General features: G+C 66.9%; 12 protein-coding genes, 1 pseudogene and 1 riboswitch. Of the genes and pseudogenes, 3 read left to right on the top strand and 10 right to left on the bottom strand.

The features are described from left to right. The 5 genes and pseudogenes from ABZ863_RS32235 to ABZ863_RS32215 form a co-directional block, all read right to left on the bottom strand. A pseudogene (locus ABZ863_RS32235) lies at positions 1-925 on the bottom strand (hypothetical protein); the annotation flags it as partial. Beyond that, positions 925-2,973, bottom strand: a complete 2,049-nt coding sequence (locus tag ABZ863_RS32230) for a beta-ketoacyl synthase N-terminal-like domain-containing protein (RefSeq protein ID WP_358543274.1) — start codon at positions 2,971-2,973, stop codon at positions 925-927. The pseudogene ABZ863_RS32235 and the gene ABZ863_RS32230, both read right to left, overlap by 1 nt. An 18-nt stretch (positions 2,974-2,991) precedes the next feature. Continuing rightward, the gene (locus ABZ863_RS32225) at positions 2,992-3,756 is read right to left on the bottom strand and encodes an SDR family oxidoreductase (protein ID WP_358543272.1); all 765 of its coding nucleotides are present in this window, start codon (positions 3,754-3,756) and stop codon (positions 2,992-2,994) included. Positions 3,757-3,784: 28 nt separating this feature from the next. Beyond that, positions 3,785-5,014 (bottom strand): beta-ketoacyl-[acyl-carrier-protein] synthase family protein, encoded by a 1,230-nt coding sequence (locus ABZ863_RS32220; protein WP_358543269.1) that lies wholly within the window; start codon positions 5,012-5,014, stop codon positions 3,785-3,787. Further along, on the bottom strand, positions 5,011-5,250 hold the full coding sequence (locus ABZ863_RS32215; protein WP_358543266.1) for an acyl carrier protein: 240 nt from the start codon (positions 5,248-5,250) through the stop codon (positions 5,011-5,013). Before ABZ863_RS32215 ends, ABZ863_RS32220 begins: the two co-directional genes overlap by 4 nt. Before the next feature lie 223 nt (positions 5,251-5,473). Between ABZ863_RS32215 and ABZ863_RS32210 the strand changes: the two genes are divergently transcribed. Continuing rightward, complete coding sequence (locus ABZ863_RS32210; RefSeq protein WP_358543263.1) at positions 5,474-5,944, top strand: helix-turn-helix domain-containing protein; 471 nt, start codon at positions 5,474-5,476, stop codon at positions 5,942-5,944. Between the two features lie 138 nt (positions 5,945-6,082). Here ABZ863_RS32210 and ABZ863_RS32205 read toward each other — a convergent pair whose 3' ends face one another. The 5 genes from ABZ863_RS32205 to ABZ863_RS32185 all read right to left on the bottom strand — a co-directional run bounded on the left by ABZ863_RS32205 (position 6,083) and on the right by ABZ863_RS32185 (position 12,083). After that, on the bottom strand, positions 6,083-7,768 hold the full coding sequence (locus tag ABZ863_RS32205; RefSeq protein ID WP_358543260.1) for a substrate-binding domain-containing protein: 1,686 nt from the start codon (positions 7,766-7,768) through the stop codon (positions 6,083-6,085). Between the two features lie 85 nt (positions 7,769-7,853). Next, the gene (gene thiD, locus ABZ863_RS32200; RefSeq protein WP_358543257.1) at positions 7,854-8,681 is read right to left on the bottom strand and encodes a bifunctional hydroxymethylpyrimidine kinase/phosphomethylpyrimidine kinase; all 828 of its coding nucleotides are present in this window, start codon (positions 8,679-8,681) and stop codon (positions 7,854-7,856) included. Then, positions 8,678-10,324, bottom strand: a complete 1,647-nt coding sequence (gene thiC / locus ABZ863_RS32195; protein WP_358543254.1) for a phosphomethylpyrimidine synthase ThiC — start codon at positions 10,322-10,324, stop codon at positions 8,678-8,680. Before thiC ends, thiD begins: the two co-directional genes overlap by 4 nt. Next, positions 10,318-10,448: riboswitch (TPP riboswitch) on the bottom strand. Its footprint overlaps the gene before it by 7 nt. Before the next feature lie 35 nt (positions 10,449-10,483). Next, positions 10,484-11,407 (bottom strand): trypsin-like peptidase domain-containing protein, encoded by a 924-nt coding sequence (locus ABZ863_RS32190; protein WP_358543251.1) that lies wholly within the window; start codon positions 11,405-11,407, stop codon positions 10,484-10,486. A gap of 97 nt (positions 11,408-11,504) precedes the next feature. Further along, complete coding sequence (locus ABZ863_RS32185) at positions 11,505-12,083, bottom strand: peptide deformylase (RefSeq protein WP_358543249.1); 579 nt, start codon at positions 12,081-12,083, stop codon at positions 11,505-11,507. Positions 12,084-12,288: 205 nt separating this feature from the next. On the opposite strand from ABZ863_RS32185, the gene ABZ863_RS32180 reads away from it, so the two are divergent. Together ABZ863_RS32180 and ABZ863_RS32175 are read left to right on the top strand one after the other, a co-directional pair. Then, complete coding sequence (locus tag ABZ863_RS32180; protein WP_358543247.1) at positions 12,289-12,612, top strand: DUF3263 domain-containing protein; 324 nt, start codon at positions 12,289-12,291, stop codon at positions 12,610-12,612. Then, a complete protein-coding gene (locus tag ABZ863_RS32175; RefSeq protein ID WP_358543244.1) occupies positions 12,609-13,268 on the top strand; it encodes a LytR C-terminal domain-containing protein in 660 nt (219 codons plus the stop codon). Before ABZ863_RS32180 ends, ABZ863_RS32175 begins: the two co-directional genes overlap by 4 nt. Positions 13,269-13,305: the final 37 nt, after the last annotated feature.

Raw genomic sequence — 13,305 nt, 5'->3', positions numbered from 1 at the left:
CCCGTGCCAGTGCGGAGTACAGTTCGGACTGATGGGTGACGAAATCCAGTGCCCGCGTACCGGATTCGCCGATGACGCGCTGGATGTTGAATCTGGCGGCCGTTGCCACCGCGGCTCGTGCGGCAGCGGTGAGGGCGACCGAGGCGGACACGATGGCCGCGTTGACACCGCCGAGTGAGCGGCCCAGTCGCTCCACTGGGGACAGTGGGTCCTCGACGGTGCCGTCGACGATCCGTGCGTTGTCGGAAAGCCAGTACCCCCGCGGTATCTGCGCCCCTTCGAACCTGATCACCGAGTAGTCAAGGGGCACGGGTGCCGAACCGGGCAGCGCCGTAACCCGCGTGCCGGGGTTCGGGAAACGGAAGGCGAACGCGTGCACACCGTGGTCGCTGCCGTCCACAATGAGGCGGGCGTTGACGACGGCCACTCGCGGCAGGCCGAGCCAGCCGACGTTCGGCATGATCTTCAGCGCGGCCGCGTCGGGCGTGTGCAGTGTGAAGACGTCCCGCTCGTGGCAGTAACGGGCTTCCGTCCGCATCGACACCTGTGACCCGCCGCGCCCGAGCTCGGTGGCGACGATGACGCCAGGCGCCTCCATGGTGTCCAGTGTGGACACCAACGCGTCGAGGTCATCGTTCGGGTTCCCGCATTCCACAAGAGAACTGGTACAGACGGCGTAATGCACCATCGCGGCATGCATCATGGTGGGATCGACGACACCTGCCCATTCCATGCCCGCGAGCATCCTGGCGGGGTCGCGGTGGATCTCGCGGGCCGGTCCCAGCAGGCGGCCGAACTTCTGCAGCCGACGGTAGGTGATGCTCACGCCCGTAAGCGATCGGTCGAACTCGGGCTCCGCCAGCAGTTCGTCCAGCTGCGCCCAGACGCCGAGCCGATCGCGGAGTACGGGAAACGCGCCCGGCATCAGTGCACCTCCGTGTACCAGTAGCGGTTGAGCCGCCAGGTCCGTTGGGGCAGGCGAGGTCTCGCGCCTTGCTGTTGCGGCGCGGCTGCCACGACGACGTGTGCGTTCGCCCCGGAGAGCCCGAAGGAGGACACGGCGGCGCGCCTGCGGCCCGCCCGGGGCCACGGCTCCAGCTTCGCAGGCACTCGCAGGGAAGAAGCCGCCCAGTCGAGCACGGGTGTGAGCTCATCCGCGTGCAACGAGGCGGGCACCAGCCCGTTCTCCAGTGCCAGCACTGTTTTGATGAACCCGGCGATCCCGGCGCCCGGCTCCAGGTGCCCGATGTTGGTCTTCACCGAACCGACCAGGCAGGGCTGCTCGTTGTTGCCGTAGACCTCGTGCAACGCGGTGAGCTCCACAGCGTCCCCGACCTTCGTGCCAGGGCCATGCGCTTCGACATAGCCGACCTCGTCGGGATCGCAGCCTGCCGAGGCCAGCGCCGCCCGCATCATCCGGATCTGTCCGGGCACCGACGTCGCGACGATGTTCCGCCCGGACTGCCCGTTCGCGTTGACAGCGCTTCCCTCGATCACGGCATGGATCGGATCGCCCGCGGCCACCGCCTCGGACAGCCGCTTGAGCAGGACGACGCCGATGCCTTCTGCCCGCACGTACCCGTCGGCTCCTGCGCTGGCGAAGGCGGAGCGTCCCATGCTGGAGAACGCCTTGGCCAGCCCCGTTGAGGGCCCTCCATCGGGATTGAGAATCAGGTGCGCGCCGCCAGCGAACGCCACATCGACCTCCCCGGCGCGCAACGCCTGGCAGGCCGCGTGCACAGCGGTCAGCGATGCCGAGCATGAAGTGTCCAATGTGATGCTCGGGCCCTGTAGGTCGAAGAAATGCGAGAGCCGGCCGGACAGGAACGACTTCAGCCCACCGCCGGACAGCGTGTACATATTGGCCGCGACGGTCGGCAGCGACAGGTCCCAGTAGTCCGAATGCGACTCACCGATCCAGATACCCGAGCGTGGCCCCGCGATATCAGCAGCGGAGAGATTGGCGTCGTCCAGCGCTTCCTGGGCGACCATGAGCAACAACCGGAGCCGGGGGTCCGCGCGTTGTGCTTCACGTGGTGTGAAACCGAAGTACTCGGCGTCGAAGAGGTCGACGCCATCGACGAACCCGCCACAGGACATCACGTGCCGCGTCGGGTCGGTCGGCCGGTCTGCCGGTACTTTCCTGACCGCTGAGCGGCCCGCGCTGAGCATGGTCCAGAACTCGTCGGGGTTGTTGACGCCGGGCAGGCGGCAGCCGATGCCGATGACAGCGATCGGGTCTGCCTCGCGTGTGGCCGCTCCCAGGTCCTTGGTTATGCCGTGGAGCAGCGTTTCGCGTTGCTCCGCAACGGTGAAGTGCCCGCCGTCGATCAGTCGGATGGACACCTCGCCGCTAGTCACATCACGCCAGCCGACGAGGTCGTCCACTTCGAACAACGGGTCGCCGGTGCCCGCGACCACCGACACCGGGCACGACAGCCGGCGAGCTGTGGGCCGGTACTCGCCGACGGCTGTCGCATCGGCTCGGATCACCTCGACGTTCGCGTGGATCGCGTCCCTGGCGGACGCGGGCGCACCACCGAGACCGATCACGGTTTCGACGATCTCGTCGTCCGAGAGCCCGTGCAGCGACGAGAACGGGCGCGGTGGCAGGTGCGGTGGTGGGGCGGATGCCACGAAAAGCCTTTCCGGTCCGGCAAGCCCACGTTCTGCCAGCAGTGCCGCGACCGCATGAGCCAGCCACGCCCCCATGGAGTGTCCGAAGAAGGCGAACCTGTTGCCCAGCAGGGGAACGACCTCATCGACGATCCGCTCGGCCAGCACCGGCATCGAGCCGGTGAGTGGTTCGTGCTTGCGCGGGCCCCGGCCGGGCAGCAGCAACGGAAGCACCTGCACGCCGGGGATTCGCCAGTCAGCGAACAAGGTGAGGGGTGCGCCGGAGTAGGGAAAGCACAGCAACCGGGTTCCGGCTTCCGGATTGGGCTCGCGCATCAGCCAGCGCGTCGACGGCATGCGGAGTTCTCCTTCGGCCTAGAAATGAGTGAATGCGCCGTCGACGCTGTAGGCGCAGCCGGAAATGCCGGAAGCCTTGGGATCGGAGAGAAAAGCCACCAGGGCACCGACCTCGGCAGGAGTGTTCTTACGCGCCAGGCCTCCGATGTAGTGGGAGAGTCCGTCCTCGAAGTCAGCGCCGTGCTTTTCTATCACCCCTTTGAACTGGCGGGGCAGCATGTCGGTGTCGGTGATTCCCGGGCAGATCGCATTGACGGTCACCCCGAGCGCGGTGACTTCCTGTGCAAGAGCCTTGGTGAAACCAATGAGGGCGTGTTTGGTGGAAATGTATCCGGCCAGCGCTGGTGCGCCGATCTTTCCCGCGATGGATGACATGTTGATGATCCGCCCGTACCCGCGCGGCAGCATGTGCCGCAGTGCGGCGCGGGAAGTCCAGAACGCGCTGTTGACATTGAGGTTGAACGAGCGGTTGAGGGCGTCGTCGTCCAGGTTCACCACCAGTTCACCGGTGTCGATCATTCCGCCGGCATTGTTGACGAGGACGTCGATGCGACCGTAGTCGGTAATGGTTTCCTCGATGAGGCGGTCGATATCGCTCACCTCGGTGACATCAGCGGGAATGTATCGGGCCGAGGCTCCCGCATCGAGTTCCGCGAGCGCTTTACGGCCACGCTCCGCGGATCGACCGCTGATGACGACGGTTCCTCCGGCGTCGAGCAGTTCCCTGGCGCAGGCGAGTCCGATGCCTGCGGTCCCTCCGGTGATGACAGAAACCTGCTTCATGAGGTTCCCTTCTGATTCCGCTGCGATTTCACACGGTGAGTGCGAGGACGGCGTTGTGCCCGCCGAAACCAAAGGAGTTCGAGAGCGCGGCTTCGAAGCGGGCCTTCCGCGGCTGGTGTAGCGCCAGGTCGAGAGCGAGTGCCTTCGCGCATGGCTGGTTCAGGTTCGCGACGGGGGGCACGGTCTGCGTCCGCAGGGCGAGTGCCGTGTACGCCGCTTCGATGGCGCCTGCCGCGCCGAGAGCGTGCCCGGTGACGCCTTTCGTCGACGTCACGATCGCGGTGGGCGTGACATCGGCGATCACCGCGGCCTCGACCGCATCGCCGGTAGGGGTGGAGGTCGCATGCGCGTTGATGTGCCCGATATCCCCGGGATCGAGACCCGCGTCCGCGCAGGCGATGCGCATTGCGGCCTTGGCTCCCACACCTTCTGGATGGGGCGCGGTGACGTGATGTGCGTCAGCGGTCGCCCCGAACCCGGCGATGCGGGCGTAGCGCTCGACACCGCGGGCGCGTGCGCTGGTTTCCTTCTCCAGAACGAGAATCGCCGCGCCCTCGGCCATCACGAACCCGTCGTGGTCGACATCGAACGGACGGGACGCGTGTTCCGGCGGGTGCCGGTTCGCGCGACTGAGGGCGCGGAGCTTGTCGAATCCGGCCACGTGCAAAGGAGTCACGCTGGCGTCCGCCCCACCGCACACGACCACGTCGCAGGTTCCGCTGCGCAGCAGGCCAAGCGCTATGCCGATCGCGGTGGTGCCGGAAGCGCATGCCGTGGACACGACCAGGTTGGGCCCGGTCGCGCCGAGTTCGATGGACAGCACCCCCGAGACCATGTTGACCAGGCTCTTGGGCAGGAACCGGGCATTGACCGAGGAAGCGCCGCCGTCGAGCAGGCGCTGGTGGTTCTCCTCGTAGGTCGTGGTACCGCCGAATGCGGTGCCGATGACAACGCCGATGCGAGCGCCGGAAAAATCGGACGGGCCGATTCTGGCGTCGTTGAGTGCTGCGCGTGCGGCTATCAACGCGAATTGAGAGATGCGATCACAGGTGCGCGAGATGGTCTTTCCAGCGAGCCGGTCGGCGTCAAAGGTGTCGGGCACCTTACAAGCGAATCCGACAGGGCTTTCCTTCAGTTCCGGAACAATGTGTGCGGTCGGGCGAGGAGAGCAGACATTTGTCCAGTTGACGGCGCGGCCGATTCCGGCTGGTGTTATCAGACCGATTCCAGTGATCGCGACTTCTGCGCGACTGGTCATGATTCCTTTTTTCCACCCTGGATCGTGTTGACCAGCCATGCCACCGTTGCCTTGTTGGTGATCTCGTCGTCCGCGACCACGATGCCGAACCGTTCTTGGACGATATCGATGAGCTCGATTGTCGCCACGGAGTCGACGCCGATGTCGTCGAGTGTCTTTTCTGCCTCTATTTGCTCGCGGGGGACATCGAAGTCGTCTTGCAGGATCTTGAAGAGCTCGTCTGAAATCTTGTTCATGTTTGAGCCGGTCTCCTACGTATGGTGGAATTCAGCCGCCACGTTGCAAGTCTTTTTGTTGGGCAGCGATGCGTTTCCATAATGCTGGCACATATCGAAACCGGCGGATACCTCCCAACCGGCTACTTACGGCAAATCGTCTGTTACGCTGAGTGCTGGGGCTCGTGACGGTCCCAGGTAGGTTTGCCGAGTTGTAAGTTCGTTGGCGAATAAGGGTTCGGATATGGTGCCGAGGGCCAAGCAGCTTCGACTGTCTGATGTGGAGCGTGAGGTGCTGCGTGGCTGGGCGCGGCGCCGCAAGACCTCGCAGGCGCTGGCCCTGCGATCGCGGATCGTGCTGGCGTGCGCCGCGGGCGAGTCGAACACCCAGGTCGCGAAGGAGCTGGGTGTCTCGCGGGAGACGGTGCGAAAGTGGCGGGAACGCTTCCAGCGGGATCGGTTGGCGGGCCTGTCGGACGAGCCGCGGCCTGGCGCGCCGCGGAAGATCACCGAGGAACAGGTGGCGCTGGTCGTCGCCAAGACCTTGACGGAGGCGCCACCGGACGGGCAGCCGCGGTGGTCGACGCGGTCCATGGCAGGCGCGACCGGGATCTCCCAGACAACCGTGTCGCGGATCTGGCGTGGCTTCGGGATTACGCCACGGGAATCCACTGCCAACGAATCAACGACTCGCGACACCGGGCGGGCGGTGTGAGATCACTGCGGTGGGCGCTCCTTTTAGACACTGGTGCGCTCTGTGTCAACGTGCGTACTGGGTTACCCACCGAGAACTGCGCCACACCTGAGTGGAGCAGTACTCGCGGTCGCACCCGCGTGAGGGGCAGCAGTGGTGTCAGTCGCGGCACAGTGGATGGAGCCGGCCGTCCTTACCGACGCACGGGGTGTAGCCGGCGGTCTGCAGCTCGTCCCGTGCACTGCCGCTGCGCAGGTAATCGATGAAGCTCTCCAACAGCGAGCCGCCTTCCGGGAACCCCTTGGTATAGAGGTACTCGACCGTCCAAAACGGATAACCGTTCGAGATGCTGCTGAGGTCGGGGTAGTTGTCGTCCAGCGCGATCGCTGTCAGCGGCAGCCCGTTGGCTCGCGCGGCCCGTGCGGAGGGCAGGTCGATATAGCCGATGGCGCCGTCGGTGGCCGACAGCTCCTCGATGACCTGCGCCTCGCTGCTGCGCTCGCAGCGGATGGTCGGGGCGGGCGCCGGCCGGTCGCGGACATCGCACGAGTCCGACGACAGGGCACCCTCTGGCCCGGCGAGCACAGCCTGCTCGAAGAGGCGGCGGGTGCCGGACTCCTGCCCACGGCCGATGATGCGGATCGGCAGCGACGGTCCCGCGCGCAGCTGGTTCCAGTCCTGGTACCGGCCCGAGTAGATGCCGCGAAGCTGGTCGAGAGTCAGCTCGTCGATGCCGGCGGAGTCGTTGACCACCACCGAATACAGGATCACCGCCACCGGCTGCGTGACCAGCTCGGCCGGCGCGCCGCTCGCTCTGCCGTCCGAGAGCGCGGCGAGGGAGCCACGCTCATCGGGGCTCGCCGCGGCGAGCATGCGCACGCCGTCGATGCTGCCGGTCGCCTGTGTCGTGATCGTACTGCCGGGGCAGGCGCGCCGGTACTCCGCCGCGATGCTGTCGACGATCGGTGAGAACGCGCTCGAGCCGACGATCCGCAGCGTGCCCGGTGCGCAGCTGGCTGCCGGTTCGGCCGTCGGGCGCCACACATTCGCGATCAGCGTTGCGATGAGCACGCCGGTCAGAAGTACACCGAACGTCGCGGTGATCCGGGGCCAGGTGATCCTGCGCTGTGTCTTCTCGTTGACGATCCGGCCGCCGTCCAGCCGACCGAAGCAGCCGTAGTCCTTCGTCAGCTCGCCTGCCGGCTGGTCGTCGGGTTCGCGCAGAACCACCACCAGTTTGAACTGTTCCCTGCGGTGCAGGTCGAGCTCCCGGAAATGGACGCCGTCCCACTGCGGCTGCGGGCTCTCGGGCTTGCCGGCCTGTGAGTTCCGAAAGAGCGCGGTCAGCCGCTTGCGCAGTGAGGTCCGGACGGTTCCGAGCTCGTCCGGCGCGGGCTTGCCGGAGTCGAACTGCAGCGCGTCCTTGAGTTTCTCCCGGTGTGGCTCGATCGAGGGCTCGGAGATCCTGGCGTTCCAGATGATCCGGCCGCCGAAGGTGAACTTCAGCGGCGAGCCGCGGAAGTCGTCGTTGCTGATGTCTTCGATACCAGCGTTGCGAACGCGGATCACCACGAGACTCAGCCGATCGAGCAACTCGACGATGGGCCGCAGCTGGTCGACCTCGTCGGCGTGCTTCACAGCGCCGTCGCCGTCCTGGAGGTCGACAGGGCTGAGGCCGATCTTGGAGTTGTACTGCACGCGGTAGTAGATCCGCTTACGCCGAAGGACGTAGCGGTCGAACAGTGGCGCCAGTGTCGCGATCACCGCGGCGGCAAGCAGTCCGAGGATGCCGCCTGTGGAGCCGAGCAACTCGGCGACGCTGCCCAACGTGTCCTCGAACCTCATCAGCGACAGCGTAGAAGTCGATCAGCCGATGGTGGCGCTGCGAACCGATTCGTTCACTCTCCGTTCAACAACTCGACGCATGCGCTCAAGCGTTGTCCTGGCTCAGCCGCCAGAACGGTGACACAGGGCCGACGCCCGCGCCCAGTGGATACGCCTCGGCAACGCAGCGCTCGATGAACCGCTTGCCCGCGGCCACGGCGTCTGGCACGGGACGGCCCTTCGCCAGTGCGGCCGTGATCGCGGAGGCAAGGGTGTCGCCGCCGCCGTGCGTGTGCTCGGTGTCGTAGCGCGGGCCGGCCAGTTCGACGTAGCGCTCCCCGTCGGACAGCAGATCCACACAGCGTGGGTTGCCGTACAGGTGGCCGCCCTTCACCAGCACCCACTGTGGCCCGAGTTCCAGTAAGGCGTCGGCGGCGGCCCGCTGGCTGCCCGTGTCGGTGACCGCAACGCCGGTCAGCAGCCGCACCTCGTCCAGGTTCGGCGTCACGAGCGTCGCGCGGGGGAACAGTTCGGTCCGGATGGCGTCGAGGGCCTCCTCGCGAAGCAGCGAATCGCCGTGCATGGACGCGGCGACGGGGTCGACGACGAACGGTATCCGGCCGTTGCGTCCGATGTGGACCTCATCGAGTGTCTTGCCCACCGCGTGGATGATGTCGGCGGTCGCCAGCATGCCGGTCTTGGCCGCATCGACACCCATGTCAGCGGCCACCGCCCTGATCTGGGCGGTGACGACGTCGACCGGGATCTCGCTGAACCCCTGCACGCCCAGCGAGTTCTGCACGGTGACCGCCGTGACGGCGGTCATTCCGTGCACGCCGCAGGCGAAGAACGTGCGCAGGTCCGCCTGGATGCCCGCACCACCGCCGGAATCGGATCCGGCGATGGTGAGGGCGGTGCGCGGCGTCGTGGTCATTGCTGGTCGACCACGGGCAGGTACACCTGGTTGCCGTGCTCGCTGAACTCCTCGGACTTCTCCCGCATGCCCTCCTCGATGGCATCCACAGTGGACAGTCCATGTTCCTCGGCGTACTTGCGCACGTCTTGCGTGATCCGCATCGAGCAGAACTTGGGTCCGCACATCGAGCAGAAGTGCGCCGTCTTAGCCGGTTCTGCGGGGAGTGTCTCGTCGTGGAACGACCGTGCGGTGTCCGGGTCGAGCGAGAGGTTGAACTGGTCGTTCCAGCGGAACTCGAAGCGTGCCTTGGACAGCTCGTCGTCCCATGCCTGCGCGTAGGGGTGGCCCTTGGCGAGATCCGCCGCATGTGCGGCGATCTTGTAAGTGATCACCCCGGTCTTCACATCATCGCGGTTCGGCAGGCCGAGGTGCTCCTTGGGCGTGACGTAACACAGCATCGCCGTGCCGTACCACCCGATCTGCGCGGCGCCGATCGCTGAGGTGATGTGGTCATAGGCAGGCGCGATGTCCGTCGCGAGTGGACCGAGCGTGTAGAACGGTGCTTCGCCGCAGAGCTGCTCCTCCAGCTCCACATTGACCTTGATCTTGTGCATGGGAACGTGGCCGGGGCCCTCGATCATCACCTGCACGTCGTGCTCGCGGGCGATGTGGGTGAGCTCGCCCAGCGTCTCCAGTTCGGCGAACTGCGCACGGTCGTTGGCATCGGCGATCGAACCGGGCCGCAGCCCGTCGCCGAGTGAGAACGTGACGTCGTAGGCGCGCAGGATCTCGCACAGCTCGGCGAAGTGGGTGTAGAGGAACGACTCCTTGTGGTGCGCAAGGCACCACGCCGCCATGATCGACCCGCCACGCGACACGATGCCGGTGACCCGGTTGGCCGTGAGCGGAATGTAGTGCAGCAGTACACCGGCATGCACGGTCATGTAGTCGACGCCCTGCTCGCACTGCTCGATCACGGTGTCGCGATAGATCTCCCAGGTGAGCTTCTCCGGCTCACCGTTGACCTTCTCCAGCGCCTGGTAGATCGGCACCGTCCCGACAGGCACGGGGGAGTTACGCAGAATCCACTCGCGAGTCTCGTGGATGCGCTTGCCGGTTGAGAGATCCATGATCGTGTCGGCGCCCCAGCGGGTCGCCCACACCATCTTGTCGACCTCCTCCTCGACCGACGACCACACCGCGGAGTTGCCCATGTTGGCGTTGATCTTCACGAGGAAGTTCTTGCCGATGATCATCGGCTCGGACTCCGGATGCCTGCGGTTGGCCGGAATCACCGCGCGTCCCCGGGCCACCTCCGCGCGGACGAACTCGGGGTCGACGCGCTCGCGGGCCGCGATGAACTCCATCTCCCTTGTGATGACCCCGGCTTTCGCCCAGCCGAGCTGGGTGCGGTGCTCGCGGCCGTCGATCCAGCCGGAGCGCGTCGGGTGAAGTCCACTGTGGACGTCGATGGTGGCGTCCGGATCGGTGTACGGGCCGGAGGTGTCGTAGACGTCGAAGTGTTCACCGTTGGACAGGTCGATACGGCGGACAGGTACCCGCAGGCCCGATTCGGTGCGGAGAAAGGCCTTGCGGGAACCGGTGATGGAACCAGTGGTGACGGTCGGTCGAACGTCAGCATTACGTTCCAGTGTCGTCACAGAAATCCACTCCCTACGCTGGCATTACCCAGTCAGGTTCATGCGGTCGGCGGCACCGGGTCCACGAAATGGACACCAGCCGCCCTCTCAGCCCGCCAAGGCGCGAGCTCCCGCGATCTGAAGTTGTCCCCTTGACGATGCCATGGCCGGGGGCCGAGCTCAACCCACGAGTTCGGTGGGCGTGGCGAATACGTCGACCATCGCGCCGTTACGCAGCACCGTGACGGCGAGCCGGGTGCCGATCACCTCGGCGAAGAGCTGCCGCTGGATGCCCTGCGCGTCGAAGACCTGTTCGCGCCCGACGGTGAGCACGAGATCACCGGCCCGCAGCCCCGCGTGATCGGCAGGGCCTCCGGAGACCACCTCGACCACCCGGACGCCGGCGGCCTGGCCCGTGCGTGCGGCGACGCCGTCCGGCAGCGGTGCGGGTACACCGACGACGCCGAGGTAGGCCCGCCGTACCCGGCCCTCCACGAGCAGTGTGTCGATGATGCGGCGGGTGGTCGCGTTCACCGGTACCGCCAGCCCGAGGCCGAACCCGGCGACCGCGGTATTGATCCCGACCACCTGGCCGTTTGCGTCGGCGAGGGCGCCACCCGAGTTGCCGGGGTTGAGTGCCGCGTCGGTCTGGATCACGTCCTCGATCACGCGGGTCGCGCGGCCCTGCCGGACCGGGATCGCCCTGCCGAGCGCGCTCACCACGCCTGCGGTCACCGAGCCGGAGAAGCCGAGCGGGCTACCGACCGCGACCACCAGCTGGCCCACGATCAACCGATCGGCGTCGCCGAGCCGGGCCGCTTCCGGGGTCGGGCCCTGTGCCCGCAGCACCGCCAGGTCCGACAACGGGTCCGCGCCGAGCACCCGGAAGTCCGCCTCCGTGCCGTCGGCGAAGGTCGCGGTGCCGCGCCGGTCGCCGCCCACCACGTGGGCGTTGGTCAGCAGGTAGCCGTCGCTGTCGAACACGACCGCTGAGCCGCCGCCCCGCGGTAGCCCGACGCTCGCCACGTGTGGTGTGACAGATCTGGCCACAGAACTCACCGCGCGCGAGTAGGCGTCGAGCGCGTCGGACTCGGACACCGTCATCACAACCCTCGCCGATTACACCGTTGCACCTGTCTCGATTGTGCTCCCGGTACCGGCGTGCCCGCTGCCCGTTCGCGCGGGGCTGAACATCTTTCTCTCAGTCCGCGGGGGTGTCGGTTCCCTGACCGGGCTCGGGTAGCCAGCTGTTGCCGGGCACGCCCCAGTCGTTCGCCTTGAGCATCTTCTTCGCCGCGCGGGCGTGCCTGCCGACGAGCCGGTCGAGGTAGAGGTAACCGTCGAGATGATCGGTCTCGTGCTGCAGGCAGCGCGCGAAGTAGCCGGTACCCTCCACCTCGATCGGCTGGCCGTCGAGATCGAAACCGGTCACCTTCGCCCAGGCTGCGCGGCCGGTCGGGAACGACTCGCCGGGCACCGAGAGGCAGCCCTCCCAGTCGTCGTCCGGATCGGGCATGGTCTCCGGCAGCTCCGAGGTCTCCAGCCGCGGGTTCACGACGAGGCCCTTGTGCCGGACCCCCTCGTCGTCGGGGCAGTCGTAGACGAACAGGCGCAGGTCGAGGCCGATCTGGTTGGCGGCGAGACCGACACCCTCCGCCGCGTACATCGTCTCGAACATGTCCTCGGTGAGCGTACGCAGTTCGTCGTCGAACTTCTCCACCTCGCGGGTGGGCCTGTGCAGGACGGGGTCGCCGGCGATGCGGATGGCGTGAACGGTCACGACTTAGATTGAACCAGCGGCGCGAAGCGCCTCGTTGGGGGGTGGTGGTCGGGCGACGGGTGGGCCAGCGGCGCGAAGCGCCTCGCTGGGGGGTGGTGGTGACCGGGACGCGCCGGGCATGGTTCGTGGCGCTCGTCGGCTCCCGTGGTCTAATGGCGCAGCGGAACGACAACCGTGTGATTTCGCCGAGATTGCGAGGAGCCAGATGGACGCAGCGGAGTCGATGGCCCAGGAGGGCCAGCCGTCCCCGCCAGCCCCAGCCGGCCATCCCGCCGAGGGTCTCGCACAGCGGGAACAAGAGGTACTCGCCTTCGAGCGCCAGTGGTGGAAGTACGCCGGTGCGAAGGAACAAGCCATCCGCGAGCTCTTCGGCATGTCGCCAACGCGCTACTACCAGATCTTGAATCGGCTCATCGACAAGCAGGAAGCCATGCGCGCGGACCCGATGCTGGTCAAGCGACTTCGCAAGACGCGCGCCGCGAGGCAGCGCACCCGCGCGGCACGGCGGTTGGGGATTGAACTGCCATGAGCATCTTCGACGGGCTGTCCCGGCCGATGCGAGCCGCCGGCCTCGGGCTGATCGCGGTCGCCGTGATCGCGGGCGTCATCGGTGGTATCACGCTGCTGGGTTCCGGCGACGACTCCGAGCAAACCGCGCAACCGAGCACGTCACAGGAACAGCAACCGCCGGGTGACGGCGAGCGCAGCACCTCCGCCCAGCCGACGTCCACGCAGCCCACGACGACGAGCACCAGCACGACCAGCCAGCCGCCCGCAGCCGGATCGCCGAGCACACAGCCGAGCCAGCCTGGTACGCCCTCCACGCCTGGTGCGCAGCCGGGCGGCACCGACAGCGGCGCGACCGGCCAGGACCAGCAGGCGGGGGCGAAGTGGGTCGGCCTCAGGGTCTACAACAACAGCACCATCAAGGGGCTCGCCAACACCGCCGCCGATGACTTCCGCGCGCAAGGCTGGAACGTCGTCCAGGTGGACAACTACCCGTCGGGGATCATCCCGACCAGTACCGCGTACTTCCGGCCGGGCACCGATGAGGAAGCCGCGGCCCGCTCGCTGGCCGGCCAGTTCGGCCTCCGTGTCGAGCCCCGCTTCGACGGCATCCAGGACTCCAGCCCCGGTGTCATCGTCATCGTCACCCAGGACTACGAGAGCACCGCTACCAGTTAGTAAGCCCATGTGCGAAGGGCCTGCGTGGCGGTGCGGG

The organism is Saccharomonospora sp. NPDC046836 (genome assembly GCF_040645195.1).
In the GTDB taxonomy this organism is placed as follows: domain Bacteria; phylum Actinomycetota; class Actinomycetes; order Mycobacteriales; family Pseudonocardiaceae; genus Prauserella_A.
The sequence above is the reverse complement of the archived record's forward strand: the minus strand, read 5'-3'. Positions and strand labels throughout refer to the sequence as shown.